A 25,659-nucleotide genomic window follows, 5' to 3' on the forward strand; every position below is an offset into this window, starting at 1 on the left:
ATGCCAGGGCTTACGCTGACCTCAGCGCGGGGCCACGCGGCACGCAGCAGGGCAATCTCGGCGCGCGCCTGCGCTTCGCCTGTGGGGCCAATTTTGATCGCAGCCCGCGCCCATTCTTCAAGAATGCGCGCAGACCAGAGCGGTTCAAACGCCCCTGTGCGGGCAGCAGCCAGAACCATCTCGCGCATCACTGTAGGGTACAGAACGCACGCGTCGATCAGAATGCGCGGGGCCATTAAAGCCGAAAGAATATTGACTTGAGATAACCGGTTTCTGCCAGTTGTGGCAGTTGCGGATGGTCCGGCCCGGCAAAGCCCGTGTGCAGCATCGCCGCGCGCCGCCCTGCCCGACCAATGCCGCGCACCGACGACGTCCGAAACTGCGTCAAGTCTGCGGCATGTGAACAGGAACACAGGCCAAGGATACCATTTTCAGCGACCAATGGGGCCGCCAAACGTGCCAACCGCTCGTACGCGCGCAACCCTGCTTCAAGCGCGGGCTTGCCCGGTGCAAAAGCCGGCGGATCACAGATCACCACGTCGAATTCCGCGCCCTCGGCACGCAATGTTGTCAGCAAATCAAAGGCATCGCCTTGACGGGTCGCAAACTTGTCGCTGACGCCCATCGCGGCAGCACCTTCATCGGCAAGGGCCAAGGCAGGGGCCGATCCATCGACCGCCAGAACCGACGCGGCACCATTTGCCAGTGCGGCCAAACCAAAGCCGCCGACATGAGCGAACACATCCAGCACCCGCTTGCCCTTGGACAGGTTCGCGGCAAATGCGTGGTTGGGGCGCTGATCATAAAAAATACCGGTTTTTTGACCGCCGGTCAGATCGGCCATATAGGTCGCCCCGTTCATCGGAACAGGGATCGCGCTTGCAGGCGCTTCGCCTTGCAGAACGGTGCTGACGTCATCCAGCCCCTCAAGCGTGCGAGTCCGACCTGCTGCGTTTTTCAACACATGTTTGATACCGGTTACAGCCACCAACGCCGCGACAAGCGCGTCGATATGGACATCAGCCCACGCCGCATTGGGCTGGATCACAGCCGTATCGCCAAAGCGGTCGATCACGACACCGGGCAAGCCATCGGCTTCAGCGTGGATCAGGCGATAAAACGGCGCATCATAAAGCTGTTCGCGCAGTTGCAGCGCGCGGGCGATATGGGCTGCGAACCAATCCACATCGATCACAGCTTCGGAATTTTGGTCCAGCATCCGGCAAAATATTTTGGAAAGCGGGTTAACCGCCACAACGCCCATCACCTGGCGCGCGCTGTCTTCCAGAATCGCAAGGCTACCGGGGGCCATGCCCTTGGTGCGACGGTCAACGACCATTTCATTGGCGTAAACCCATGGAAACCCGTGACGAATCGCACGGGCATTGGCCTTGGGTATCAGGCGTACCACTGGCAGGGCTGCGGAATCGGTCGGGGCGGATGCTAAAGGGCGCGTTGTCATAACGCCCCCTCTAGTCGGTTTGAATGGATTGGGAAAGCTCAGAGTTTGTTCAACGTCTGAAACATACCAAGTTTCGCATTTTCATACCCGCCGGGCTTGATCATCTCTTGGCGAAACACTTCGGCCAGATGGGCAGTGATGCGGGCCTTTTGGGTTTCGCCGCGACGATCCGCTTCGATGGCTTGCTGGCCACCGAACCCGTCCAGATCTGCTTCGACGATCTGCGGTTGCGCCATTGGCATCCCTGTGCGTGGATCGCGCACCGTCAGACGGAAGGTGATCGAATGAACGCCACCTACAGTATAGCGGGCTTTTTCCGTAAGCGCATGAAAGCGCAGGACTTCTACGTCCAGCAGTACGGGTACGTCACCCGCCACGTTTTGGGCGCTTTGCTGCAAGGCTGTTTCGAAAATTGCTTTGACCTGTGCATGACGGTTCCCGATGGGGTCACCGCGCCAGACAATATCGCCCGAAGGGTAATAGCGGTTTGCCTCGGATACTTTCAGGCTGTCGGGCACCGCCACATTGATTTCGGAAATCCGCAGTGACGGGGCCGCTGTTGCCGCAAACGCCATTTGTGGTTCAGCCTGCAACAACATTTCGGGGACCGAGGAATCAATCGTCGCATTTCGGCTGGCAATGTCAGACGTGGCACAAGCCGAGACAAAAGCACCCAAGGTCAAGACGGCAATCAGTTTCAAAGTTTTCATCGGTTTCTCCGCACGCCGGGGATCGGCAAATAGTTAACACTTGGTAACCTTTTGCTGTCAAAATGAGGCGCGTTTGGGGCGAGAATGCTGAAGACTTGGGGCAATACAGCGATCATTGCGCAAGGTCATGCCATAATCTGCCTGCTTGCGCGGCCTGACGGCTAGTTACGCGTCCGGCTTTTCCAGCCGCCGCGGCGTTGCGGGGCGGCCATGCCTTTCAGACCCTCCTCCATGACTTCGGTCATCGGGTGTGCCGGTGCATCCGCACCGTATTTCAGCAACATCTGGCGGATGTTCTGCCCTGTATTTGCATCCAACGCCAAGCTGAGCGCCCAATCCAGAAATATCGTGCGGCATTCGGATTTGGTAATCCCGTCGATCTGGTAGGATTCGTAAATCAGGCCTTTGGGGTCGTTTGCATCGCCCTTTTTCATCTGCTCTCCCTTTCCGGATCGTTGGCATAGTCGGCCAAAGCCCGGTCGATCGTGTCGGCAGCCTGATCATAGGTCTTTGCCAAATGCGTCTCAAGACTGTTCAAAGTGTCGCAGCCCAGCGATCTGACAAGAAACGCGGCCCCCGCCTGCCCCAACGTGTCACTGCGCAAAACCGATGCCGACAATAGCCGCGTCGCGGATTGCAGCGACCAACAGGTGGCATAGGCGGCCTTGAGCAAGCTTGTTTCCTCGGGGGTGATCAGGGTGGCATCAGACGCAGCCGTCAGCCCCGAAGCAATGTCGCGCGCGGTCTCGCCCTTCAACAATGCACCGGCCTGCGCCAGCAGTTCGATATCTTGTAGCCGTCCGGGCCCGTTCTTGGCATCCCAAAGCCCGTCCGCCCCTTTGGCCGCTGCAAGGCGTGCGCGCATCTGCGCCACCTCGGACAGGGTATCAGCACGGGCGCGCGGACGGCGCAGAACGCGGGTGCGCAGTGCTTCGACATCGCGGGCCAGATCAGCAGGGCCTGCGACCACATCCGCACGGGTCAGCGCCAGATGTTCCCACACCCAAGCCGCCCCCATCTGGTAACTTTCAAAACTGGCCAGACTGGTGGCGACCGGGCCTTGATTGCCCGACGGGCGCAGCCGCATGTCCACCTCGTATAATCGGCCTTGCGCCATTGGGGCCGTCATCGCGGTGATCATCGCCTGCGTCAGCCGCGCGTAATATAGTCTTGAGGCAAGCGGCCTGCGCCCGTCTGATTGCTCGACCCCGTCGGGATCGTAAATCACGATCATATCCAGATCAGAGGTCGCCGTCAGCCGCCCAGCCCCCAACGACCCCATCCCGACAAGCACCGCACCGCGACCCGGTGCTGCCCCATGACGGCGCGCAAATTCATCGCCAACAACAGGCCAAAGCCCTTGCAGAACGGCGCGGGCCAGATCTGCATATTGCGCGCCTGCGGTCGTCGCGTCGGTCAAGCCCCGCAGATGGTGGACACCAACACGGAAATGCCAATCATGTGCCCACCGACGGGTGGCGTCCAGACGGGCCTCGTAATCGGCCTCGGCATTCAACACCTGTCCAAGGGATGCCGCCAATACGGCCTGCCCCGGCCAGTCGCTAAAGAAATCCCCGCCAAGGACAGCGTCCAATACCCCGGCATGGCGTGACAGATATTCGGCCAACGCAGGCGAAGTGCTGACGATATCAATCAGCAGATCAGCAAGCTGGGGGTTGATCTTGAGGAGAGAAAAAAGCTGCACACCGGCGGGCAACCCCGCCAAAAACCCGTCAAAGGCCCGCAGAGCTTCGTCAGGTTTATCCGCCTGCGCCAGGCGCGCCAGCAGACCCGGTTTAAGTTCGGCAAACAAATCCGCAGCTCGCGGGCTGCGCAGCGCCGGATAGCTTAACCATCGGTCAAGGGTCGCTGTGTCAAAGGCATGATCGGGCGTCGCGGACGGGCGCGCATCCGATCCGGCAAAGAACCCTTCGGTCAGGTGATGCACCTCGGTCAGACGTTGGCGCAGATCTTTTTGCAGGTCAGCCAAATCCACATCCATCATTGCCGCTAATCGGGCAAAGCCTTCGTCGGACTTGGGCAAATTATGAGTCTGCGCGTCGCGGACCATTTGCACGCGGTGTTCAACGGTGCGGTGCGCGCGGTAATGATCGGTCAGGGTGGCCGCGACATCCGGCGTGACCCAGCCTTTTTCAGCCAGCACCGACAACCCCTCGCAGGTACCGCGCAACCGTAGATCAGGATCACGCCCACCTGCGATCAGTTGGCGGGTCTGGGTAAAGAATTCAATCTCCCGGATGCCCCCGCGCCCTAGCTTCATGTTATGGCCTGCCAAATCAATCGGCCCGCCCAGGCCTTTGTGTTCTCGGATCGCAAGGCGCATGTCGTGGGCGTCCTGAATCGCGGCGAAATCCAGATGGCGGCGCCAGACAAACGGGCGCAGTGTGGTCAAGAACCGGTCACCCGCCGCAATGTCCCCCGCCGCAGGGCGCGCCTTGATATAGGCGGCGCGTTCCCAAGTGCGGCCAAGGCTTTCGTAATACCGCTCCGCCGCCTCCATCGCCATGCACACAGGCGTAACACCGGGGTCAGGTCGCAAGCGCAGGTCGGTCCGAAAGACATAGCCCTCGCCGGTCAGATCATTCAGCGTGCCGCTCATCGCGCGGGTGGCACGCACGAATGCGGTGCGCGCATCGTGGAAATCATCGGGATCAAAGCGGGTTTCATCGAACAGACAAATCAGGTCGATATCCGAGGAATAATTTAGCTCGTGTGCGCCCATCTTGCCCATGGCCAGCACGACCATTCCTGCGCCGCTCGCTGCATCCCCGGCGGTCATTCCGGGCAGTTTTCCACGCTTGATCTGCGCCTGAAGCCCGGCCACCAAAGCCGCCTGACAGGCCGCATCAGCAAAATCCGTAAGCGCGCCAGTGACCTGCTCAAGCGACCACACCCCCGCCAGATCGGCCAGCCCCGTCATTAAGGCGACACGCCGTTTGCCCTGCCGTAAATGACTGGAAAGCTGATCGGGCTGCACATCTCCAGCCCCTGCAATGACCGCTTGCACCGCGCGCGCGGGATCGTCAAAAGCGGCTTCGCACCATGCGGCTTCCTTGTGCATCAACCCCAGCAGATACGGCGATACCGACCCGGCACCGGCGACTAGCGCCCCAAGTTCAGGCCCCAGATCCGGCATCAAAGCGCGGGCGTCCTTGGCCTGTTCAGATTGAAATATGCGCGGCACACGGGCGATCTGGCTGATAAATGTACTCATCCCACAGCATTCGCTGGTTCCGAAGGCTGGGTCAATGGGTCCCAAGGATCAGGATTATTGTGGGACAGCGCACGAGGTTTTCAATTAATGTAAAAAAGATTTACATCACCCCTTGCATCAGCCTCCGACAATCCCAATCTATGTAATGTGAAAGAGATTTACATTACCTCTCACAGCAACAGGCCCTCGGACTTCAGGGCCACCACACTCTGACCGAAAGGGACACTTGATGACACAGACATACACCTCCGCCTACGCCCCGCGCCGCAACTGGCTTGGCCGTGCCGAGGATTTTCTCGATGAAAAGGGCAAAGGTGCCTGGATCGCTACGATGATCGTCGGGTTCGTTGTTTTCTGGCCTGTTGGCCTTGCCCTTCTTGCCTATATGATCTGGAGCAAACGCATGTTTAAATCTACCTCCTGCGCCAAGCGCAACAGCCACCGCCACATGACCAGCCGCAGCACCGGCAATGCGGCATTCGACGCCTACAAAGCCGACACATTGGCCCGCCTTGAAGAAGAGCAAACCAACTTTGAGGCATTCCTGACCCGCCTGCGCGAAGCCAAGGACAAGGCCGAGTTCGACCAATTCATGTCCGAGGGTCGCACAAAGAACGATGACACACAGACGGCATAAGCCGTACCTTCGACCTGCCCCCTTCACGGGGGGCAGGCTATTATTTTGCCAAAGGACCCCGCCATGACACAAACGCCCGACCCCGACAGCCAGCCTGAATTCTACACCGGTGTGCCAACCAAGCGTCTATTCGCGTGGGTCGTCGATGCGCTTTTTACGCTGATCGCCTGTCTGGTGATTCTTCCGTTTACCGCCTTCACAGGGATCTTCTTTTTCCCGCTGATGCTTCTGATCATAGGTTTTGTGTACCGCGTTTCGACACTGACCAGTGGTTCGGCCACCTTTGGCATGCGTCTGGTCGGGATGGAACTGCGCACCGCAGGCGACAAGCGGCTTGACGCCGGCACGGCATTTGCCCACACACTGGGCTACACGGTAAGTGTCGCAATGGCCCCGTTGCAGTTGATTTCAATCGCTTTAATGTGCACCACACCGCGCGGTCAGGGCCTCAGCGATATGGTCCTTGGCACCGTCGCGCTGAACCGCCGCACGGAAATCTAGCCTACCGCGCAACTTGGGCTTGGCGCGCTTTCCACCTGTTGTTATTATTTCCGTAACAAAACCGGATGATTATGCGCCATACCTTACCGATAGCCCCGCAGTTCTATGTAACAGCGCCCCAGCCCTGCCCCTATCTGGACGGGCGGATGGAACGTAAGCTGTTCACAGCCTTGCAAGGCGAACAGGCTGGAAAACTGAATGACAGCCTGTCAGGCCAAGGCTTTCGGCGCTCGCAAAATGTGCTCTATCGTCCGTCTTGTGCGGATTGCTCTGCCTGCCTTTCCGCGCGGATCAACGTGGCAGAGTTTACGGCCAGCAAAAGCCAAAAGCGCACCCTGAAACGGAACGATACACTCATACGCCGCGCAACCTCGCCTTGGGCAACCGAAGATCAATATGATCTTTTCCGCCGCTATCTGGACAGCCGTCATGCAGATGGTGGCATGGCAGATATGGATGTCTTCGAATTCGCCGCAATGATCGAAGAAACGCCAATCCGCAGCCGCGTGGTCGAATACACTGACAGCACCACCAAGGACCTCATCGGCGTTTGCCTGACGGATGTTCTGGGGGATGGCGTCAGCATGGTATATTCCTTTTACACCCCTGACCGCCCCAAAGACGGTCTTGGCAATTTCATCATTCTTGATCATATTGAAATCGCCCGTGCGGCCGGCTTACCCTATGTCTATCTCGGCTATTGGGTGCCGGGCAGCCAGAAAATGGGCTACAAAGCCAAGTTTTCGGGCCTCGAAGTCTACATGGGCGGTGCTTGGCAAAAGATGCAGGATGCTTCCGAATTCAAAGCTGACGCGCATCCGCTGAACACGGACCCAATCGCAGAACAGGTCGCCAATATCGCGCTGCCCGATCTGAGCCCTTCAAAACCCTAAATCCTAACGTCCGCAGCTTCTCTGGCTTTCAAATATCCTCGGGGGAGTTTGAGGGGGCAGAAAGCCCCCTCATTCCATCGTGAAAACGAAATGAGGGCACCCGTTTGGGTGCCCTCTCCGTTCTTGCAACACATCGGGCATTCCTCCCCGGTGATATTAATTCGGGATCAAATCCGGGATGATTGTCACAACCGACGGGAACACCCACAGCAAGGCCAGCGCACCGACCTGGATCAGGACGAACGGAATGATCCCGCGATAGATATGGCCTGTCGTTACACTCGCCGGGGCAACGCCGCGCAGATAGAACAACGCAAATCCGAAGGGCGGCGTCAGGAACGACGTCTGCAAGTTAACCGCGATCATGATTGTCACCCACTTGGGGTCGAACGTCCCACCATAGATGACCGGCCCGACGATCGGGATCACGATATAGATGATCTCAAGGAAATCGAGCACGAAGCCCAGCACAAACAGCACCAGCATCACGATCAGGAAAACGGTCAGCTCGTTGTCAAAGCTTTTCAGCCATTGCTGGATATAGTGTTCCCCGCCGAACGAGATCACAACAAGGTTCAGCAGTTGTGACCCGATCAGGATCGTAAACACCATGGACGTCACCTTGGCCGTTTCGCGTACAACGGGGCTTAGCACGCCCGAAGTGTACAAGATCCAGCAAGAAAACAGCAAACCGAACACAGCATAGAGATAGGCACCATATGCTACGAAAAAGGCAAACCAGCTTTCAAAGCTTACATCGTCCTGATTGATGCGCAGATCGAAATTCACGCCGACCAAGATACAGATCACAATCGCCAGCGTGGACCAGATGATCACCTTTGGCGACCGGTCAAGGTCTTGCAGCTTGCGGTAAGCGGCCAGCATGATCGCCCCACCGGCACCCAATGCGGCGGCCGGTGTCGGGTTGGTGATACCCCCTAGGATCGACCCCAGAACGGCAACGATCAGCACCAGCGGCGGAAAGACCACACGGATCAGTTCATTGCCCGCACAGCGTTTCAGGCCGGCCAACACACCATACATGACGGCGATAAACGGGATCACCATCATCAAGACCATCACGCCGGGTGACGTCGCCGGTCCGACAAACAGGATGTCGACCAACACCGTCAGCACAATCCCGATCCCGCCGATAATCAGCGGCCGCGGGTCAGACGATGGCGACACACCGCGTGCGGTTGTCATCACCAAAGCCAGCATGATCAGCAAGATCGCAACACCCGTACCAATCGGCGCGGCATTGGCAATCTTGTCGGCCTGCGCTTGCGCAAACTCTTCTTCTGTCAAACGCTCACTTGCAACCTGACCGCCCGCCGCTTCGATTGCGGCTTGCTCGGCGACGGCTGTGTCCCATGCGTCTTGACCATGCAGGTCAATCATAGCGGCCTGACATTCTTCGCCCACATTGGTCCGCAGGCTGGCACCCTGACTGATATCGCTAAAGCTTGAGACAACAGTAGATTGCCCGCCAACGATGTTCATGTTGCCAAGGAAAATCGTGCCAACAATCAAAAGAACCGGCGCACCCAGGAACCAGGTAAAGCTTTCACCGCGTGTAATGGGTTCGGCGTTTGTCGACCCCATCGGAACAGCGGGTGCTTTGTCAGGGTTCAACAGCGCATAGCCAAAGGCATAAAGCGCATAAAGCAACGCCAACATGATGCCGGGCAACAGGGCCGCCTGGAACAAGGTGCCCACGGATACAACCGCTGGCTCACCCAGATAGGTCAAGGCATCGGTGCACCCCAATGACGTTGCGCGGGCCTCTTGGGCGGCGGAATACAGATCCCCCGCCAGCGTCCCCAGCAAAACAATCACGATCGATGGCGGAATGATCTGCCCCAATGTCCCCGAAGCCGCGATAACCCCGGTCGAAAGTTCGGGCGAATAGCCGTTGCGCAGCATGGTTGGCAGGGCCAGCAGGCCCATGGTAACAACAGTCGCACCAACGATCCCGGTCGAAGCGGCAAGAAACGCGCCCACAACAACGATCGACACAGCCAGACCGCCGGGCAGCGGGCCAAACACGCGCGCCATGGTGGTCAGCAAATCGTTTGCAATCTTGGACCGCTCAAGCGTGATGCCCATCAGAACAAACATCAAAACGGCAAGCAGGGTTTCAATCGACTGGCCGGCAAGGACCCGTTCGTTCATCCGGTTGACGATAAAGCTGACGTTGCGGTCAAGCGCTGTTTCCCAGCCTTGCGGGAAAACGGATTCACCAACCAGCGGCAAATCAGGATAGCGGAATTTCGACACCGCATCATTGGGCACGCCTGAATTGACCAGATCGCGGAACGCCTGCGAGGATTGGTCAATCGCCTGATGAACCATCAGCCCCGCACTATCGAGCGCGGCAATGATCGCGAATGAGATGATGCCGGCACCACCGATGGCAAAAGCCACCGGGAAGCCGGATAGAATGCCGCCGAACAGGCAGACAAAAACGATGATCAGGCCGATTTCGACCCCGTCCAAACCAAAAAGCATGGGACGCCCCTTAAATTAATGTGTGCCCTCAAAGGCTTCTTCGCCCTCGCCCAGCGTATCGCGGTCGAGATATTTACCTTCGCTCTCGGGTCCTTCGCGGAACTCGAGGATCGACCGGTAGAGCACGGCAATCGCTTGCAAAATAACCATGACGCAAAAGACGCAGAGCAGGATTTTGAACAAGAAGTATCCATTAAACCCGTTCGGCGAAAAGCCGATGGTTTCAACGTTCCACTTCAGCAGGCGCGCCTTGCGCAACAGCAGATCCAGACGGTCCGACGCGGACGGGTTCGGCGTAACCAGATGCCGCCACAAAAAGAACCAGCCATAAAGCCAGGTCACAATTGCGAAAGGCAACATAAAGAAGACTGCGCCAAACATGTCGATGATCTTTTTGGTGCGAAATTTCGCGCCGGCATAAAACAGGTCAACCCGCACATGCCCGCCTTGCACAAAGGTGTAGCTTACACAAAGACACACCACCAAGGCATTGAAAAGCTTAAGCTCTTCGGCAAACCAGCTGATGTCGAATTGCAGCGGAATACCGAACCCGATCGAGATATCAGGCCGCGTAAAAATACGCTGCAAGAAGACGATGATGATCTGTTGAAAGACCATCAGCAAACCGGCCCATGCAAAGAAGCGCCCGACCGTGTTTGCGAACCCTTCGAGCCCGCGCACGCAGTGCCACATAAAGCCGGTGCTGCGCAGACCAAAAATGGTGACGATCACCAACCCGACGAACAGAACAAAGAACAATTCGACCGACGCACCATAGTAGATAAAGCGCATCATCGATTCATTGTTAGTCCAGTCCAGCCACATGCCCGGATTTAGGATCGCGGCAAAGAAGTTGTAAAATGCCTCTAGTATGTTGCCGAAAATGAAGTTGATCAGATTGCCGTCCTGAAACTTGTCCAGACAGCTTATCTTTGCCCCTTCTGCTGCACGGAAAAAACCCGCGCATACCACATCATCTGCCATTTATATCCCCCCTTCGCCTGCCCGGCTTGGTGCTTGGGCTTGGTGCGAAAAACTGTGTTTCCCCGGATCAGTCGCCGGGGACGTGTCGTGCGTCAGGGGCCGCGAAAACGCAGCCCCAGACGGTAGTGGTCGGATGGATCAGCCTTGACCAAGAACGCGCTGGCGCTGGTTCACATAATAGGCGTCAGACTTCGACAGCCACTCGGCAGAGGACTGCAAAGATGCCTCAAAGCTGTTGCGAATGTCTGCGAACAATGTGTCGTCCATGTTCTCGTCCATGACTTCTTTGGACGCGGCACCGAAAGCATCCCAAACATCGTCGGGGAACTGCATGGTTTTGACACCCTGCTGCTGCAGACGGGACAGTGCGGCACCGTTGTTGGCCAGCGTTTCGGCCAGACCGGTGTGCGTTGTTGCCATTGATGCGTATTCGATGATCTTCTGCTGCGCTGGTGTCAGGTCGTTGAAGACATCAAGGTTAACCGACGCTGTCAGGCCCGAACCTGGCTCGTGGAAGCCGGCTGTGTAGTAAACTTTGGCAACTTCTTGGAAGCCAGCGCGTTCGTCCGCGAAGGGACCAACCCACTCAAGACCATCCAGCGCGCCCGAGGACAGCGCCTGATAGAGTTCACCACCGGGGATGTTCTGAACGGATGCGCCCAGTTTACCCAGAACCTTGCCACCAAGGCCCGGCATACGGAATTTCAAACCGTTGAAGTCAGCGGCAGAGCCGATTTCCTTACGGAACCAACCACCGGACTGCGAACCGGAGTTACCGGCAAGGAACATCTTCATGTTGAAGATTTCACCGACCTGGTTGTGCAGCTCATGGCCGCCACCGTGCAGGTACCAGTTTGTCAGCTCTTGTGCTGTGCCACCGAATGGAACGGCTGTGAAATACGCCAGACCCGGGTGCTGACCGATGAAATAATAGTCAGCCGCGTGGTACATGTCGGCCTGACCGGAGGATACCGCATCAAACACTTCGAACGCACCAACCAGTTCGCCCGGCGCTTTCTTTTCGATGGTCAAGCTGCCGTCAGACATCTCGTTAACCATGTTGTTCAAGTAGTTTGCCGCATCGTCAAGCACAGCAAAACCGCGTGGCCAGGACGTGACCATTGTCAGGGTACGCTTGCCTTGGGCGTACAGTGGTGCTGCCAGCGTGGAAGCGGCGGCGGCTGTGCCGCCAAGTGCGGATGTCTTCAGAAATGAACGACGGTCCATATGGATACTCCTCCCGAGTAAGGATGCCCGCGCTGCTGCTTGGCGCGCGGGTCGTTGCAAGTGCAGGCAATCTAGCGAAATCGCGCAGGTATGGAATACCAATTAATGCGTAGACCGGGGGCGCATTCGCAACATAATGACCCCATGAGTGCTATATATGACGTCTTTACCGGTGCCACAGTCCATATCTCGCGGCACAGCCCCATCCAACTCGTGCTTTGATTCGTAAACGATTCCCTCTAATTGGGTCCCATGAACCGCCTGTTTTCAAACCTTGCGCTAACCTATGGTCAAAAGCTGACGCTTCTGGCCTCGGTCCCCTTGGTGCTGGCGGTGGCGGCGATTGCTGGTGTTGTTGCCCTACAGGCCAAGGCGCTGGCCGACCGCGAGATCAATACCCTCGAGACGCAGCTGTTGGATGCCAAAAAGATCGAATTGCGCAATTATGTAACGCAGGCCCGTAACGGGTTCTACTTTATCTACGGCTCTGCCGCGCCAGAGGATTCAGATGCCAAGGCGCAGGTTGCCCAAATATTATCCGCGATGATTTATGGCGATGAAGGCCAGTTTTTCGTTTACGACTATGACGGCACCGCCTTGGTCAGTCCGCGTCAAACCGACCGGATCAACCAGAACTTCTCGGGCGAGACTGACAGCACCGGCACCGATGTCGTTGACCGCTTGATCCAGATTGCCCGCGATGGCGGCGGGTATCACAGCTATCTATGGCCCAAACCGTCGACCGGGGTCGAAGCGCAGATGATCACCTATGTCACGTCTTTTCCAAGTTGGCGGTGGGCGGTCGGCACGGGTGTTTTTATCGACGATGTGCTGGCCAGCGTCGCCTCTGCGCGCGCTGATGTCCAAGCGCGTGTGCGGCGGACGTTTCTATATATCGGTGCGATCACCATGGCGGCCCTGCTGACGGTGTTTGGCAGCGGGATGGGCGTTAACCTGCGCGAACGGCGGCTGGCGGATGCCAAGCTGAAAAAGCTCACGCAACGGGTGTTTGACGCCCAAGAAGAAGAACGCGGGCGTGTGGCGCGGGAATTGCATGACGGGATCAGCCAGATCCTTGTGGGCGTCCGCTATGCCTTGGACAATGCGCGCCGCCGTCTGGGGCCGGGGGACGCCAAAGCGGCTGAGCATCTGGCCAAGGGCATCGACAGTCTGGGCCGCGCCATATCAGAGGTCCGCCGGATCAGCCGCGACCTGCGCCCCGGCATTCTGGATGATCTGGGCCTTGGCCCTGCCCTGAAAACCCTGGTTGATGAATTTTCGCAGCGCACGCATATAGCGTGCCACTTTGAGACAGTCGTGTTTCGCAACCGGCTGGACGACGACGCCAAGATCGCCTTGTACCGCATCGCCCAAGAGGCGCTGACCAATATTGAACGACATTCAGGGGCGACGGACGTGCGCGTCGATTTGCGCGGCCACAGACAAGGGGCGACATTGAATATTTCGGACAACGGACGCGGCCTTTCGGGCAAGGCGCGGGCGTCCGGGGGCTTGGGTCTGCGTAATATGCAAGAACGCATGGAACAGCTCGGCGGCAGTTTGGTGTTGCACGACCGCGCAGGGGCTGGCACTGAAATTCGCGCGACTGTGCCCCTGACCCATATGTTGCCGCCCCAGCCGAACCGCCCTGCCCCGCAGGCAACCTGAAAGCACAAACCATGCATGATCCCGCCCAAGTGATCCGCGTCAAAGTCATGATCGTCGATGACCACCCCATGGTGGCCGAGGGCATCCAGTCGATCCTTGAAAGCTATGATGATGTCGATGTGGTCGCCTGTCTGTCCAATGGCCGGGCCGCGATTGACCAGTTCGAGGGGTTGAACCCCGATGTCATCTTGATGGATCTGAACATGCCCGAGGTCGGCGGGCTGTCAGCCACTGAAATCATTCTGGAACGGCGCCCGGGTACCCGTATTGTAATCCTGTCGATGCATGACAATCCCGAATACATCGCCTCGGCGCTCAGCCACGGCGCGATGGGGTATCTGCTGAAAGATGTCCCCACCGATGAAATCAAGCTGGCCATAGATACAGTAATGCAGGGCACGCAATATCTTTGCACCGGGGCGAAAGGGTCGTTGCAGCCCAAAAACGACGAACGCGAATCCCTGACAGAGCGCGAACAGACGATCTTGTTGCAACTGGCACAGGGCCAAACAAACAAGGAAGTGGCCCTGACCTTGGATATTTCGGTCCGCACTGTCGAAACCCACCGCAAGAATATTAAACGCAAGCTGGGCATATCGTCTACGGCTGGGCTGACGCGTTATGCGATGGAACATGGTGTCTTGCAGGGCACCGGCGTGTGGCTTTGAAACAGGTCTAATCGCCGTTCACCAAGGGCGGGATCATCAAAACACCAAATTCACGGTCCTTCACGCAATAAATGGAAAGATTTTTTACCTTCAGGGACATTTTTTCATGTATTTACCCATTGACGCCCCTTTGCGTCGCTCATAATGTCGCCAAACGCAAAGAGGAGCCTTTGGCCATGACAAGCCTAGTCGTCATTATTAGAAACACGCGCATGGGCCGGTAACGGCAGACCATAACAGTCACCATGCGCCCCCGCTAAAACCGGGGGCTTTTTTATTTGCACAACATGATTTTGACCGAAACCACCGCCTGACGGAGCACCAAGATGACACGTAAAATGACCGGAGCGAAAATGATCGTCCAAGCCCTGATTGATCAGGGCGTCGACACAGTCTTTGGCTATCCCGGCGGCGCTGTCCTACCGATTTACGACGAGGTGTTTCAGCAAAACAGCATTAAACACGTGCTGGTGCGCCACGAACAAGGGGCTGTACATGCCGCCGAAGGCTATGCCCGGTCCACCGGTAAACCCGGCGTTGTTCTGGTAACATCCGGCCCAGGTGCCACGAATGCCGTGACCGGCCTGACCGATGCGCTGCTGGATTCGATACCGCTGGTTGTTCTGACCGGTCAGGTGCCGACATTCATGATCGGGTCGGACGCGTTCCAAGAGGCCGACACCGTTGGCATCACGCGCCCCTGCACCAAGCACAACTGGCTGGTCAAAGAGACCGACAAGCTGGCTGGTGTTTTGCACGAGGCATTTCATGTTGCCACCAGCGGCCGCCCCGGTCCGGTTCTGGTCGACATCCCCAAGGACGTGCAATTCGCAACCGGCATGTACGAACCCAAGAAACCATCGGTGTCGCACTACCAACCGCCCGTAAAGGGGGACATGGCCGCGATCACCGAACTGGTTGCCGCGATGGAAACCGCCAAGCGTCCGGTGTTTTACACCGGTGGTGGTGTCATCAACTCTGGCCCCGCCGCGTCGCAATTGCTGCGCGAACTGGTTGAGGCAACCGGCTTTCCGATCACATCAACCCTGATGGGGCTTGGTAGCTATCCTGCGTCTGGCGACAAATGGTTGGGAATGCTGGGAATGCATGGCCTGTACGAGGCCAATATGGCGATGCATGACTGCGATCTGATGATCAACATCGGCGCGCGGTTCGACGACCGTATTACCGGCGTTGTTGACCTGTTCAGCCCGAAATCAAAGAAAGCGCATATTGATATTGATCCATCATCGATCAACAAAATCATCCGCGTGGACATCCCGATCGTTGGCGACGTTGGCCATGTCCTCGAGGATTTGTTGCGGGTTTGGAAATCGCGTGGCCGCAAGACCAACAGCGAAGGTCTGGCCAAGTGGTGGAAGAAGATTGACGAATGGCGCAGCATTGATTGTTTGAAATTCGAACAAAAAGGCAAGATCATCAAGCCGCAACATGCGCTTGCCCGCCTTGAAGCCCTGACCAAGAAATACGACCGCTATATCTGCACCGAAGTAGGCCAGCACCAGATGTGGGCCGCGCAATACCTGAATTTCGAGGAGCCCAATCGCTGGATGACATCGGGAGGTCTGGGCACCATGGGCTATGGTTTCCCCGCCTCAATCGGTGTGCAGATGGCGCATCCGGATGCGCTGGTCATCAACGTTGCCGGTGAAGCATCGTGGCTGATGAACATGCAGGAAATGGGCACCGCCATGCAATACGGATTGCCGGTCAAACAGTTCATCTTGAACAACGAACGGCTGGGCATGGTACGGCAGTGGCAGGAATTGCTGCACGGCGAGCGGTATTCGCAAAGCTGGTCGGAATCTTTGCCCGATTTCGTGAAACTTGCGGACGCCTTTGGGGCCAAGGGCATTTTGTGTTCCGACCCCGATGATCTGGACGACGCAATCATGGAGATGCTGACCTATGACGGGCCAGTGATCTTTGACTGCTTGGTTGAAAAGCACGAAAACTGCTTTCCGATGATCCCGTCAGGCAAGGCGCATAACGACATGATGTTGGCGGGCGTGGACACGCAAGGGGTGATTGACGCTAAAGGGTCAGTCTTGGTGTAACCCGTTTTTTTTCGAAAAAAGACGGTCCGGGGTTTTGCAAAATCCCGGCGACGAAATCAGATGAAGAGGACAGTCACATGTCACCGCTAAAAATCAAAAAAGGCTCGACCAGCCACTCCGCCTACAATCTGCGCCCAAATTTTTCGGACGTCATTGAACGCCACACCCTTGCGGTTCTGGTTGAAAATGAACCCGGCGTTCTGGCCCGCGTGATCGGCCTCTTTTCGGGGCGTGGCTACAACATCGACAGCTTGACCGTGGCCGAAGTCGATCACACCGGCCACCTGAGCCGGATTACAATCGTAACCTCTGGCACACCCCAAGTGATCGAGCAGATCAAAGCCCAGCTTGGCCGGATTGTTCCGGTTCACGAGGTCCACGATCTGACAGTTGAAGGGCCTTCTGTCGAACGTGAGCTCGCTATGTTCAAGGTGAGTGGTACAGGCGACAAGCGGGTCGAAGCCTTGCGCCTCGCCGATATTTTTCGCGCGAACGTCGTGGACAGTACGCTTCAGACATTTGTGTTCGAAATCACAGGTGCGCCCGATAAGATCGACGCATTTGCCGACCTTATGCGCCCCTTGGGCTTGACGGATGTTGCGCGCACGGGCGTCGCAGCACTGCCCCGGGGCGACTGACCCAATTCTGGTGATCCTGTTTTGCCAAAAGCACAGGATCACCCAGTACTTTGCAAAATATTGCCCACTCTATCACTTTAGTTCAAAACGATAGCACGCAAAACGCAGCCCCCCTGCAAAAGGGGGGCTGCGTTTTTAAATATAGTATTTGAATATCAATACCCGCCGCTTTTGAACTGGCGGCACGTCAAGGTGTCTACGAGCTTACTTTTTTCCGTTCCGTCTGGATCTTCGTTGGAAACGGTACCACCTGCCCCTTGCTCTTGCTGGCTTCAAGATTGCTTTGCCCGTTAAGCAGTCTGTGTGGTAAATCGGTCCTTGCCTTTTCGCGTATCACGCGCGGGTTCAAAGCCTTGCGCATTTTTCTATCCAAATAAATATCGAACTGCACAAGATCGCCAGCATCAAATTCTGTGCATTGTTCGCCGTCAATTTCTGGACAGGCGTGAAAAAAAGCCAGATCGCCTTGATCTTCGCACCAGAAAACAGCTTTGTTTTCCGAGATATCGCTCCACAATACTACACCGTACATGTCAATTCCCCACGCTCACCATGACCGTTAACGTTTATAATCACCTTTATTCGAATATTTGTCGATTTCTTTACTCTTTCATTTTGTGTCGGGCTTTCGTCAATGTGACGCTAATTAGCATCAAAATGATGCCATTTAGCGTCAAAGCCTTGTATTTTTACTCGGACAATCTACCATACAAGCCGTGGTTAAGCTTAAAGACGGCGCAACATGATGAGACCATCGGAGATCAGAACAATATTCGGAAATAACCTTCGAACTCTTTCGAAGGACTTTAGTTCTATTACCGTTCTCGCAAATAACCTCGGGATTAACCGCACCCAGTTTAATAGATATCTATCCGGAGAAAGCTTTCCGCGTCCTGATGTTCTAGCCATCATTTGCGATTTTTTCAAAGTGGATGCTCGCATATTGCTCGAACCACTTTGTGACAGCCACATCAGTACCGAATTGAAAACCGATCCCTTTTTGGGCGAGTTTTTAATTAACGCCGGTGGCGTTCTGAGTGATGATATCTTTCCGAGTGGGTTTTTCCGCTTTTCACGCCGCAGCTTCATCGACCATGATCTTTATGTGGTTGGATTGGTCTATATCTTCCGAAGCGCGGGAAACACATATTTGCGAGGATATGAAACAACCAGCGCCATGCGCATACAGAACCTTCCCGTCAAACCGGAATACCGCGAGTTTCGCGGTTTGGTGCTAAAACAGGAAGAAGGTATCGCCTTTCAGGCATCCAGAATGAATACCATGACGACGTCGTTCAACTACCTTAATCGGGTGACATCATTCCACAATAATTTCTGGTTGGGTTATACCGCACGGACCGTCCCCGAAACAGCGGCGGGGTTACGGGCCACCCGTCTGGTTTATGAACACTTACCCCAAACGACAGCGTCGGTCCTGAATGCTGCCCGAAACAGGGGTTTTTATTCAGTAGATCAGTTGGAGCCGTTCCATCGCCGCTTGCTAAGACCGGACGACCCTTTTTCATAAACCCGACTTGCCCCATGTCGCGGCTGAGGAAAACGCGTCGCAAAAAGGCCGTTCACGCCGCAGTTTCCTTGCTAGCCTATTGGCACAAGGCAAGGAGACGTCATGAACATATCCACAACTGACCTCAGCACCGTACGCCGCCCGATCTCGCAGGCCAACGGTCTTCCGAACGCGCATTACATTGACCCTTCCGTGTTTGCTGAAGAACGACAGGCGGTTTTGTTCAACAATTGGCCGGGCCTTGCGGTTGCATCAGATGTACCCGAAATCGGTGACGCCCTGCCGCTTGAATTCCTTGGCATGCCGTTGCTGGTTGTTCGCGACAAACAGGGGCAGGTCCGTGTGTTTCAGAACACCTGCCGGCACCGCGGCATGATCCTTGTCGATGCACCGCGCAAGATTGATGGCGCGATCCGTTGCCCCTATCACAGCTGGTGTTACAGCACCGAAGGGCGGCTTGTTTCGACGCCCCATGTCGGCGGCCCCGGCCAGAACACCCACGAGGGAATCGACCGCGCACTGCTCGGCTTGATCGAGATCCGCAGCCATGTCTGGATGGACGTGATCTGGATCAACATTTCGGGCACTGCCCTGCCTTTTGAACAGGCCAACGCCGATCTGCTGGCCCGCTGGGCCGAATTTGACAAACCGCTGTTTCACGGTGGTGCCGACAGCCGGTTTCAGCTGGGCCTAAACTGCAACTGGAAGCTGGCCGTCGAAAACTATTGCGAAAGCTATCACTTGCCGTGGGTACATCCCGGCCTGAACAGCTATTCCCGGCTTGAGGATCATTATCACATTGAAAACGCAGGCAGCTTTTCGGGGCAAGGCACGTGGGTTTACCGCCAGTTGAAAGGCGAGGACGGCAAATCCTTTCCTGATTTCGACGGGCTTTCGGATAAATGGGATACAGCGGCGGAATATGTCACAGCCTATCCAAATGTGCTGCTTGGTGTCCATCGTGACCATAGTTTTGCGATTATTCTGGTGCCAGAGGGCCCTGAGAAGACAACCGAGAACATACATATCTATTATGCCGCGCCAAATACTGATCCTGATCTGCGCACGCGCAACACCGATCAATGGAAGCTGGTATTCGAGGAAGACATCTTTGTCGTCGAAGGCATGCAGCGCGGTCGTCACGGCGTACAGTTTGACGGCGGGCGGTTTTCACCCGCAATGGATGGTCCGACACATATGTTCCATGATTGGGTCGCAACGCAGCTGCAAGAACAACGCGCGGTGCCATGACGGATTTGAACGACCAGCTGCTTGCGGCCCATGCGGCCCATGACATTGCCAGCTTGGTCACATTATATAGTGCGGCTGCGGCAGCATCCGATGACCCAGATGCCGCTGGTTTTTATCTAACCCACGCCTATGTCTTCGCCCTAGAGCAGGGGCACCCCGATGCCACTGCTCTGCGCGCAAAGCTGATCGCACAAGGCCGCGAAACCCCGATCTAGGGAAAAACCGGCGGGCGTTGCTGGGGCCAGTGGGTCGCCTCATGCCATTGCTGCGCCAGCCCCAACAGCTGGGCGTCGCTGCCATGCCGTCCGATCAGTTGCAGACCTCCGGGCAAACCGGCCTCTCCGAACCCGGCGGGCACATTGACCACCGGCAACCCGATCAGCCCGGCAGGGACAACGACCTGCATCCAGCGATGATAGGTATCCATTTCGCGCCCCGCGATCTGCGTTGGATGCACATCCTCGACCGGAAAAGGCCACAACTGCGCGGATGGCAATATCACCACATCCACATCGTCAAACATCCGTGCCGCCGCGCGGTACCAGTTGGACCGAACCACACTGGCATCGTGCACTTGCATCGCCGACAGGGCAAGTCCGCGCGCGATCTCCCACTGTGCTGCGTGCTTCAAATGATCCCGCTTGGCAGGATCGTTGTAAATCGCTGCCAACCCTGCTGCGACCGAAAAAGACCTAAGCGTGATCCAGCTTTCCCACATCGCCTCTGCGTCGAAAGGGGGTGAAATTTCGGACACCTGATGGCCAAGCCTGCCCATCTGGGCCACAGCCGCTTCGCTCAGCGCAGCGATTCCGTCCGCATAAGGAAATGCACCGCCCCAATCCCCAAGCCAGCCAAGTCTCAACGCAGGCGCATTCCCGTCCAGGCTCGGCAAGGTGGCGCTTGGCGTCATCCCCAAAGGTTGCAGCGGATCAACCCCTGTCATCGTGTCCAGCAACGCCGCCAGATCGCGCGGGTTGGTCGCCATCGGCCCCGCTGTGGCAAGCTGATGCAAAAACATATCGCCCTCGGGCTCTCCCGGTACGGTGCCCCAACTGGGCCGCATTCCGTAGACATTGTTCCATCCAGCTGGGTTGCGTAAACTGCCCATCATATCAGACCCGTCCGCAACGCTGACCATACCCGACGCCAGCGCCGCCGCCGCCCCGCCCGACGACCCTCCGGCCGACCGTGTCACATCATATGGATTGCAGGTCGCGCCATGCACAGGGTTGAATGTGTGACTGCCAAGGCCGAATTCCGGCGTGTTCGTCTTGCCGATAATAATCGCACCCGCCGCCCTAAGCCGCCGAACAAACACGCTGTCCTGCTCCGCAATATTCCCAGCAAACAAGGGTGATCCTTTGGATGTCGGCAACCCTTTTGCATCGGATAGATCCTTGATTGCCATCGGAATGCCATGCAACCAGCCTTTGCGCGGGGCCGCGTCGGCCGCAGCCGCTTCAGCCATCAACGCATCCTTGTCCCGCAAGGACACGATTGCATTGACCGCCCCGTTCACCGCCCCGATCCGCGCCAACGTAGCACTCATCAGTTCCACAGCCGTCAGACTGCCTTGCGCCATAGCTTCTGACTGCGCCAACGCGCCCATATTCAAAATGTCCAACATCAAACCCTCCGCTCCCGCCCATCAAGCGCAAGACGCGGCAAAGCTTCAAGCTCTATGTCTTAGACTGCCGCAGAAAATAACTCCGCAGCACCCTTCTCTGGCTTGTAAATATCCCGGGGGGCCCGTCAGGGCGGGGGCAGCGCCCCCTCTTTATCCTGCTTGTGCTTCCGCACGGCTCTTGCCGGAAACAGCCAACGCCAAGGCAGCGCCCATCAATCCATCCAGATCGCCGTCCAGAACACCCTTGGTATCCGAAGTTTCGAAATTGGTCCGCAGGTCTTTGACCATCTGGTAGGGCTGCAAAACATAGGATCTGATCTGGTTGCCCCAGCCCGCATCGCCTTTATTCTCATGGGCTTCGTTGATGGCCGCATTGCGGCGGTCAAGTTCCATCTGGTAAAGCCGAGATTTCAGCGCCTTCATGGCAATGTCGCGGTTCTGGTGCTGTGATTTCTCGGAACTGGTCACCACAATCCCGGTAGGGTGGTGGGTGATCCGGACGGCAGAATCCGTGGTGTTCACGTGCTGACCGCCGGCCCCCGAAGACCGGTAGGTATCAATCCGAATGTCGCTGGGGTTCACGTCGATCTCGATATTGTCATCAACCACCGGATAGACCCAGATCGAACTGAAAGACGTATGACGTTTCGCGGCTGAATCAAACGGGCTGATCCGCACCAGACGGTGCACACCGGATTCGGATTTCAACCAGCCATATGCATTCAGCCCACTAATCTTGTAGGTCGCTGATTTGATGCCTGCTTCTTCGCCTGGGCTCTCAGATTGAAGCTCGACTTTATAGCCCTTCTTCTCGGCCCAGCGAACATACATCCGCGCAAGGATATTAGCCCAATCGCAGCTCTCAGTCCCGCCTGCCCCAGCGTTGATCTCAAGGAATGTATCATTGCTGTCGGCCTCGCCGTCCAGCAAAGCTTCAAGCTCTTTTTGCGCAGCAGTTTCCGCAAGAGCCTTTAACGCGGCTTCGGCTTCGGCGACGACTTCGGCATCGTCTTCCATCTCGCCCATCTCGATCAGCTCGACATTATCGGCAAGCTCTTGCTTGATGCCCTCGTAGGTCGCCATGGAATCAACCAAAGCCTGACGGTCGCGCATCAGCTTTTGTGCAGCATCGGGATCATCCCACAGGTTGGGGTCCTCGACACGCGCGTTGAATTCTTCCAGCCGGTAAGGGGCGGTTTCGACATTCAGGCGCTGTGCCAGCAGCTCCAGCGATTTGCTGATCTGCTCTGCCGTGTTTTGTGCCTCTGCGCGCATGATTTTCTGCCTTCAAAATGGATCGCGGCCCCGAATTCCGGAGCCGCATGAGAGATAGACCACCGCCGCCCCTTGGGCAAGGACCAGCCGACCGACTAAGTGGAGTTAATACAACCCGCCCGAACTGATGGTGCCAAAGCTGGCCTTGGGCCCTACCTTGGCCTTTTTGCCGGTCGACGTGATAACCTCGCGCGCACCGCCGCCGGCTTCTTCGACCAGCGGCAAGTCGGACCCCATGGCAAAACCACCATCAAAGGTGATGCCAAAGATCGGCTCTTCGCCATCGCGGAAATATTCCGCAACCACATTCGCGCCAGAGGCACTGTCGGACAGACGGGCACCGCTAAAGCGGTCAATGTTGATAAAGTGGCCACCGGGGGGCACGTCAAATGCACCGCCGCCGTATTTTTTGATTGCCTCACTCATAAAGCGCTGGAAGACCGGACCGCACATGCCCGCGCCGTAAGCGCGCTTGCCCAAGGAACGCGGGTTATCGAAACCAATGTAGCACCCAGCCGCGATATTGCTTGAGAAACCTACGAACCACACATCCTTGGCGTCGTTGGTTGTTCCTGTCTTGCCCGCAATCGGCACTGGCAGATTGATCGCCCCTTGTGCTGTCCCGCGGTCCACAACCCCCTTCATCATCGACGTCAGCTGATAGGCCGTGATCGGGTCCATCACCCGTTCGCGGTTCGAGATAATGCGCGGCCCCAAACCTTCTTCAAGGCTGGCCAATTGGCAATCGTTACAGATCCGTTGATCGTGTTTGTAGACCGTGCGGCCATAGCGGTCTTGCACCCGGTCCACGAGGGTCGGCTCCACCCGCTCTCCGCCATTGGCGAACATCGAATAGGCAGACACCATCTGGTACAGGGTCGTTTCTTGTGACCCAAGCGCGTTGGCAAGGACGGGCGAAAGATTGTCGTAAACACCGAACCGTTCGGCATAGGTGCCAATCGTGTTCATCCCTACCTCTTGCGCAAGACGGATCGTCATCAGGTTGCGCGACTGTTCGATCCCGGTGCGCAACGGTGTCGGCCCGTAAAATTTGTTCGACGAATTGCGCGGGCGCCACAGCCCTTGTGGCGTATTGATTTCGATCGGCGCATCTACAACGATGGTCGCGGGGGTATATCCGCTATCAAGCGCTGCGGCATAAACGAAAGGTTTAAAGCTGGATCCCGGCTGGCGTTTCGCCTGCGTGGCGCGGTTAAAAACCGAGGCCTGATAGGAAAACCCGCCCTGCATCGCGATCACACGTCCCGTGTTGACGTCCATGGCGACAAAACCGCCCTGAACCTCTGGGATTTGGCGCAAAGTCCAGCGGATAAAAGACCCGTCGTTGTCGGCAGTCATCCGGCGTACCAGCACCACATCACCGACCTCTACCAGATCACTGGCAACTTTGGCCTTGGGCCCAAGCTTGCCATCGTCCAACTGCTTGCGCGCCCATTGAACGTCCTTGGCGGGGATGAAATGGCCCTCTGCGGTTTCCGGCACATCTTCGATGCCGATCCGCGCATCGCTTCCTTCGGTGCTGAGCACCACAGCCGGGTACCACGGATTTTCAAGATTAACGTCCCGCGACACGCGCACAGCGGCCAGCGCTTCGCGCCAAGTAGCCTCATCGCTCAGTTGGGCTTCGGCAATTTTCTTGCCCGTGCCGCGCCAAATGCCAACGCCACGGTCATATTCCTCAAGCTGGCGTTGCAGCGCTTCGGCGGCGATGGGCTGCATTTCATTGTCGATTGTGGCGCGGACGGTCAGACCACCGGTAAAAAACTCGCCCTCGCCAAAGTTTTCCGACAGCTGGCGGCGTATCTCGTCGGTGAAATAGTCGCGCGGCGGCAGATCCGCCTTAAAGCTTTCAAAGTCGCCGTTCTGGACCGACCGCAACGGTTGCGCGACCTCGTTCTCATAAACAGCAGGCGTGATATAGCCGTTTTCTTTCATCTCGCGCAGCACGAAATTGCGGCGTTGCAACAGACGATCCTTGCGGCGGACCGGGTGATAATCTGACGGGGCCTTGGGCAAGGACGCAAGGAAAGCCGCCTCGTGGGGGGCCAATTGGCCGAGTGTCTTGTTAAAGTAAGTCTCTGACGCGGCGGCGACACCGTAGGAATTCTGCCCCAAAAAAATCTCGTTCAGGTAAAGTTCGAGAATTTTTTCTTTCGGCAAAGTTTCCTCAAGCCGTGCTGCAAGAATGATTTCCTTGATCTTGCGTTCAGCGCGCCGGTCGCCGGAGAGCAAAAAGTTCTTCATCACCTGTTGGGTAATTGTCGACGCGCCGCGCACATCGCGGCCGCGCGTGCGCACCGCATCAATGGCAGCAGCCCCGATGCCACGCAAATCATAGCCTTCGTGGACGTAAAAATTCTTGTCCTCAGCCGAAATAAACGCCTGTTTGATTAGCGGCGGGATCGTATCCGCAGGCGCAAAAAGCCGCCGTTCCTTGGCGAATTCGTCGATCAGACGGCCTTGGCCCGAATAAATCCGGCTGATGGTTGGCGGGGTATATTGCGCAAGGGATTCGTGGCTGGGCAGGTCACGCCCATACATCCAGAACACCGCGCCGATGGTCAGCGCGACCATACCGATGCTCATGGTGAGGGTGGTAAAGATACCCCCGAAGAAAGACAGGATTAGTCGAAACACGTGTGGCAGTCCCTTGCAAGGCTGTAGGTTAACCCCGTCTATACGCGCCCAAAGCGGAATCGTCAAAACACGAAGCGGTGCGATAATAGCAGAAAATCGCCCAATTTT

21 protein-coding genes and 1 pseudogene are annotated in these 25,659 nt (G+C 56.9%); 10 read left to right on the forward strand and 12 right to left on the reverse strand.

The genetic code is table 11. The annotated features are described in order from the left end of the window. The 5 genes and pseudogenes from ABYT07_RS02255 to ABYT07_RS02275 form a co-directional block, all read right to left on the reverse strand. Positions 1 to 236, reverse strand: a pseudogene (locus ABYT07_RS02255) (PIN domain-containing protein); the annotation flags it as partial. Continuing rightward, a complete protein-coding gene (locus tag ABYT07_RS02260) occupies positions 236 to 1,462 on the reverse strand; it encodes an RSP_2647 family RNA methyltransferase (protein WP_372989102.1) in 1,227 nt (408 codons plus the stop codon). The pseudogene ABYT07_RS02255 and the gene ABYT07_RS02260, both read right to left, overlap by 1 nt. A gap of 38 nt (positions 1,463 to 1,500) precedes the next feature. Continuing rightward, positions 1,501 to 2,172 carry a DUF6778 family protein gene (locus ABYT07_RS02265; protein WP_372989104.1) on the reverse strand — a complete coding sequence of 224 codons (672 nt, stop codon included), beginning with the start codon at positions 2,170 to 2,172 and terminating at the stop codon, positions 1,501 to 1,503. 161 nt (positions 2,173 to 2,333) lie between these two features. After that, positions 2,334 to 2,606 (reverse strand): hypothetical protein, encoded by a 273-nt coding sequence (locus ABYT07_RS02270; protein WP_372989106.1) that lies wholly within the window; start codon positions 2,604 to 2,606, stop codon positions 2,334 to 2,336. Next, positions 2,603 to 5,407, reverse strand: a complete 2,805-nt coding sequence (locus ABYT07_RS02275; RefSeq protein ID WP_372989108.1) for a glutamine-synthetase adenylyltransferase — start codon at positions 5,405 to 5,407, stop codon at positions 2,603 to 2,605. The genes ABYT07_RS02270 and ABYT07_RS02275 overlap by 4 nt, the downstream gene beginning before the upstream one ends. A 229-nt stretch (positions 5,408 to 5,636) precedes the next feature. Between ABYT07_RS02275 and ABYT07_RS02280 the strand changes: the two genes are divergently transcribed. From ABYT07_RS02280 to ABYT07_RS02290, 3 genes are all read left to right on the forward strand, one after another. Continuing rightward, the gene (locus tag ABYT07_RS02280) at positions 5,637 to 6,044 is read left to right on the forward strand and encodes a DUF2852 domain-containing protein (RefSeq protein WP_372989110.1); all 408 of its coding nucleotides are present in this window, start codon (positions 5,637 to 5,639) and stop codon (positions 6,042 to 6,044) included. A gap of 63 nt (positions 6,045 to 6,107) precedes the next feature. Continuing rightward, positions 6,108 to 6,545, forward strand: a complete 438-nt coding sequence (locus ABYT07_RS02285) for an RDD family protein (RefSeq protein ID WP_372989112.1) — start codon at positions 6,108 to 6,110, stop codon at positions 6,543 to 6,545. Between the two features lie 71 nt (positions 6,546 to 6,616). Continuing rightward, positions 6,617 to 7,438: an arginyltransferase gene (locus tag ABYT07_RS02290; RefSeq protein WP_372989114.1), complete on the forward strand. Its 822-nt coding sequence runs from the start codon at positions 6,617 to 6,619 to the stop codon at positions 7,436 to 7,438. Between the two features lie 156 nt (positions 7,439 to 7,594). On the opposite strand, the gene ABYT07_RS02295 is transcribed toward ABYT07_RS02290, so the two are convergent. The 3 genes from ABYT07_RS02295 to ABYT07_RS02305 form a co-directional block, all read right to left on the reverse strand. Beyond that, on the reverse strand, positions 7,595 to 9,949 hold the full coding sequence (locus ABYT07_RS02295) for a TRAP transporter large permease subunit (protein ID WP_372989116.1): 2,355 nt from the start codon (positions 9,947 to 9,949) through the stop codon (positions 7,595 to 7,597). Positions 9,950 to 9,964: 15 nt separating this feature from the next. Continuing rightward, positions 9,965 to 10,933, reverse strand: coding sequence for a TRAP transporter small permease subunit (locus ABYT07_RS02300; RefSeq protein WP_372989118.1), 969 nt, complete (start codon positions 10,931 to 10,933; stop codon positions 9,965 to 9,967). Between the two features lie 138 nt (positions 10,934 to 11,071). After that, complete coding sequence (locus ABYT07_RS02305) at positions 11,072 to 12,160, reverse strand: TRAP transporter substrate-binding protein (protein WP_372989120.1); 1,089 nt, start codon at positions 12,158 to 12,160, stop codon at positions 11,072 to 11,074. Positions 12,161 to 12,412: 252 nt separating this feature from the next. On the opposite strand from ABYT07_RS02305, the gene ABYT07_RS02310 reads away from it, so the two are divergent. From ABYT07_RS02310 to ilvN, 4 genes are all read left to right on the forward strand, one after another. Beyond that, on the forward strand, positions 12,413 to 13,828 hold the full coding sequence (locus ABYT07_RS02310; RefSeq protein WP_372989122.1) for a cache domain-containing protein: 1,416 nt from the start codon (positions 12,413 to 12,415) through the stop codon (positions 13,826 to 13,828). An 11-nt stretch (positions 13,829 to 13,839) separates the two neighbouring features. Continuing rightward, complete coding sequence (locus ABYT07_RS02315; protein WP_372989124.1) at positions 13,840 to 14,496, forward strand: response regulator; 657 nt, start codon at positions 13,840 to 13,842, stop codon at positions 14,494 to 14,496. A 326-nt stretch (positions 14,497 to 14,822) separates the two neighbouring features. Next, entirely contained in the window at positions 14,823 to 16,574 is a 1,752-nt protein-coding gene (locus ABYT07_RS02320) for an acetolactate synthase 3 large subunit (protein WP_372989126.1), read from the forward strand. 77 nt (positions 16,575 to 16,651) lie between these two features. Beyond that, a complete protein-coding gene (gene ilvN, locus ABYT07_RS02325) occupies positions 16,652 to 17,212 on the forward strand; it encodes an acetolactate synthase small subunit (protein ID WP_372989128.1) in 561 nt (186 codons plus the stop codon). A gap of 196 nt (positions 17,213 to 17,408) precedes the next feature. On the opposite strand, the gene ABYT07_RS02330 is transcribed toward ilvN, so the two are convergent. After that, a complete protein-coding gene (locus ABYT07_RS02330; RefSeq protein ID WP_372989130.1) occupies positions 17,409 to 17,744 on the reverse strand; it encodes a hypothetical protein in 336 nt (111 codons plus the stop codon). A gap of 210 nt (positions 17,745 to 17,954) precedes the next feature. Here ABYT07_RS02330 and ABYT07_RS02335 point away from each other — a divergent pair, with 210 nt between their 5' ends. The 3 genes from ABYT07_RS02335 to ABYT07_RS02345 all read left to right on the forward strand — a co-directional run bounded on the left by ABYT07_RS02335 (position 17,955) and on the right by ABYT07_RS02345 (position 20,206). Further along, positions 17,955 to 18,740 (forward strand): helix-turn-helix domain-containing protein, encoded by a 786-nt coding sequence (locus ABYT07_RS02335; RefSeq protein ID WP_372989133.1) that lies wholly within the window; start codon positions 17,955 to 17,957, stop codon positions 18,738 to 18,740. Between the two features lie 102 nt (positions 18,741 to 18,842). Beyond that, positions 18,843 to 19,991 carry an aromatic ring-hydroxylating dioxygenase subunit alpha gene (locus ABYT07_RS02340; protein ID WP_372989135.1) on the forward strand — a complete coding sequence of 383 codons (1,149 nt, stop codon included), beginning with the start codon at positions 18,843 to 18,845 and terminating at the stop codon, positions 19,989 to 19,991. Then, complete coding sequence (locus ABYT07_RS02345; protein ID WP_372989137.1) at positions 19,988 to 20,206, forward strand: hypothetical protein; 219 nt, start codon at positions 19,988 to 19,990, stop codon at positions 20,204 to 20,206. The genes ABYT07_RS02340 and ABYT07_RS02345 overlap by 4 nt, the downstream gene beginning before the upstream one ends. On the opposite strand, the gene ABYT07_RS02350 is transcribed toward ABYT07_RS02345, so the two are convergent. The 3 genes from ABYT07_RS02350 to ABYT07_RS02360 form a co-directional block, all read right to left on the reverse strand. Further along, complete coding sequence (locus tag ABYT07_RS02350) at positions 20,203 to 21,618, reverse strand: amidase (protein WP_372989139.1); 1,416 nt, start codon at positions 21,616 to 21,618, stop codon at positions 20,203 to 20,205. The genes ABYT07_RS02345 and ABYT07_RS02350 overlap by 4 nt on opposite strands. Before the next feature lie 150 nt (positions 21,619 to 21,768). Next, positions 21,769 to 22,893: a peptide chain release factor 2 gene (gene prfB / locus ABYT07_RS02355; RefSeq protein WP_372989141.1), complete on the reverse strand. Its 1,125-nt coding sequence runs from the start codon at positions 22,891 to 22,893 to the stop codon at positions 21,769 to 21,771. A 105-nt stretch (positions 22,894 to 22,998) separates the two neighbouring features. Further along, the gene (locus ABYT07_RS02360; protein WP_372989142.1) at positions 22,999 to 25,551 is read right to left on the reverse strand and encodes a penicillin-binding protein 1A; all 2,553 of its coding nucleotides are present in this window, start codon (positions 25,549 to 25,551) and stop codon (positions 22,999 to 23,001) included. Positions 25,552 to 25,659 lie beyond the last annotated feature (108 nt).

It is taken from the genome of Sulfitobacter sp. (assembly GCF_041552635.1).
In the GTDB taxonomy this organism is placed as follows: Bacteria; Pseudomonadota; Alphaproteobacteria; order Rhodobacterales; family Rhodobacteraceae; genus Sulfitobacter.

Coding starts and splice junctions, on each gene's coding strand:
- ABYT07_RS02260 (WP_372989102.1), bottom strand. CDS start 1,462: ATGACAACGCGCCCTTTAGCATCCGCCCCGACCGATTCCGCAGCCCTG.
- ABYT07_RS02265 (WP_372989104.1), bottom strand. CDS start 2,172: ATGAAAACTTTGAAACTGATTGCCGTCTTGACCTTGGGTGCTTTTGTC.
- ABYT07_RS02270 (WP_372989106.1), bottom strand. CDS start 2,606: ATGAAAAAGGGCGATGCAAACGACCCCAAAGGCCTGATTTACGAATCC.
- ABYT07_RS02275 (WP_372989108.1), bottom strand. CDS start 5,407: ATGAGTACATTTATCAGCCAGATCGCCCGTGTGCCGCGCATATTTCAA.
- ABYT07_RS02280 (WP_372989110.1), top strand. CDS start 5,637: ATGACACAGACATACACCTCCGCCTACGCCCCGCGCCGCAACTGGCTT.
- ABYT07_RS02285 (WP_372989112.1), top strand. CDS start 6,108: ATGACACAAACGCCCGACCCCGACAGCCAGCCTGAATTCTACACCGGT.
- ABYT07_RS02290 (WP_372989114.1), top strand. CDS start 6,617: ATGCGCCATACCTTACCGATAGCCCCGCAGTTCTATGTAACAGCGCCC.
- ABYT07_RS02295 (WP_372989116.1), bottom strand. CDS start 9,949: ATGCTTTTTGGTTTGGACGGGGTCGAAATCGGCCTGATCATCGTTTTT.
- ABYT07_RS02300 (WP_372989118.1), bottom strand. CDS start 10,933: ATGGCAGATGATGTGGTATGCGCGGGTTTTTTCCGTGCAGCAGAAGGG.
- ABYT07_RS02305 (WP_372989120.1), bottom strand. CDS start 12,160: ATGGACCGTCGTTCATTTCTGAAGACATCCGCACTTGGCGGCACAGCC.
- ABYT07_RS02310 (WP_372989122.1), top strand. CDS start 12,413: ATGAACCGCCTGTTTTCAAACCTTGCGCTAACCTATGGTCAAAAGCTG.
- ABYT07_RS02315 (WP_372989124.1), top strand. CDS start 13,840: ATGCATGATCCCGCCCAAGTGATCCGCGTCAAAGTCATGATCGTCGAT.
- ABYT07_RS02320 (WP_372989126.1), top strand. CDS start 14,823: ATGACACGTAAAATGACCGGAGCGAAAATGATCGTCCAAGCCCTGATT.
- ilvN (WP_372989128.1), top strand. CDS start 16,652: ATGTCACCGCTAAAAATCAAAAAAGGCTCGACCAGCCACTCCGCCTAC.
- ABYT07_RS02330 (WP_372989130.1), bottom strand. CDS start 17,744: ATGTACGGTGTAGTATTGTGGAGCGATATCTCGGAAAACAAAGCTGTT.
- ABYT07_RS02335 (WP_372989133.1), top strand. CDS start 17,955: ATGATGAGACCATCGGAGATCAGAACAATATTCGGAAATAACCTTCGA.
- ABYT07_RS02340 (WP_372989135.1), top strand. CDS start 18,843: ATGAACATATCCACAACTGACCTCAGCACCGTACGCCGCCCGATCTCG.
- ABYT07_RS02345 (WP_372989137.1), top strand. CDS start 19,988: ATGACGGATTTGAACGACCAGCTGCTTGCGGCCCATGCGGCCCATGAC.
- ABYT07_RS02350 (WP_372989139.1), bottom strand. CDS start 21,618: ATGTTGGACATTTTGAATATGGGCGCGTTGGCGCAGTCAGAAGCTATG.
- prfB (WP_372989141.1), bottom strand. CDS start 22,893: ATGCGCGCAGAGGCACAAAACACGGCAGAGCAGATCAGCAAATCGCTG.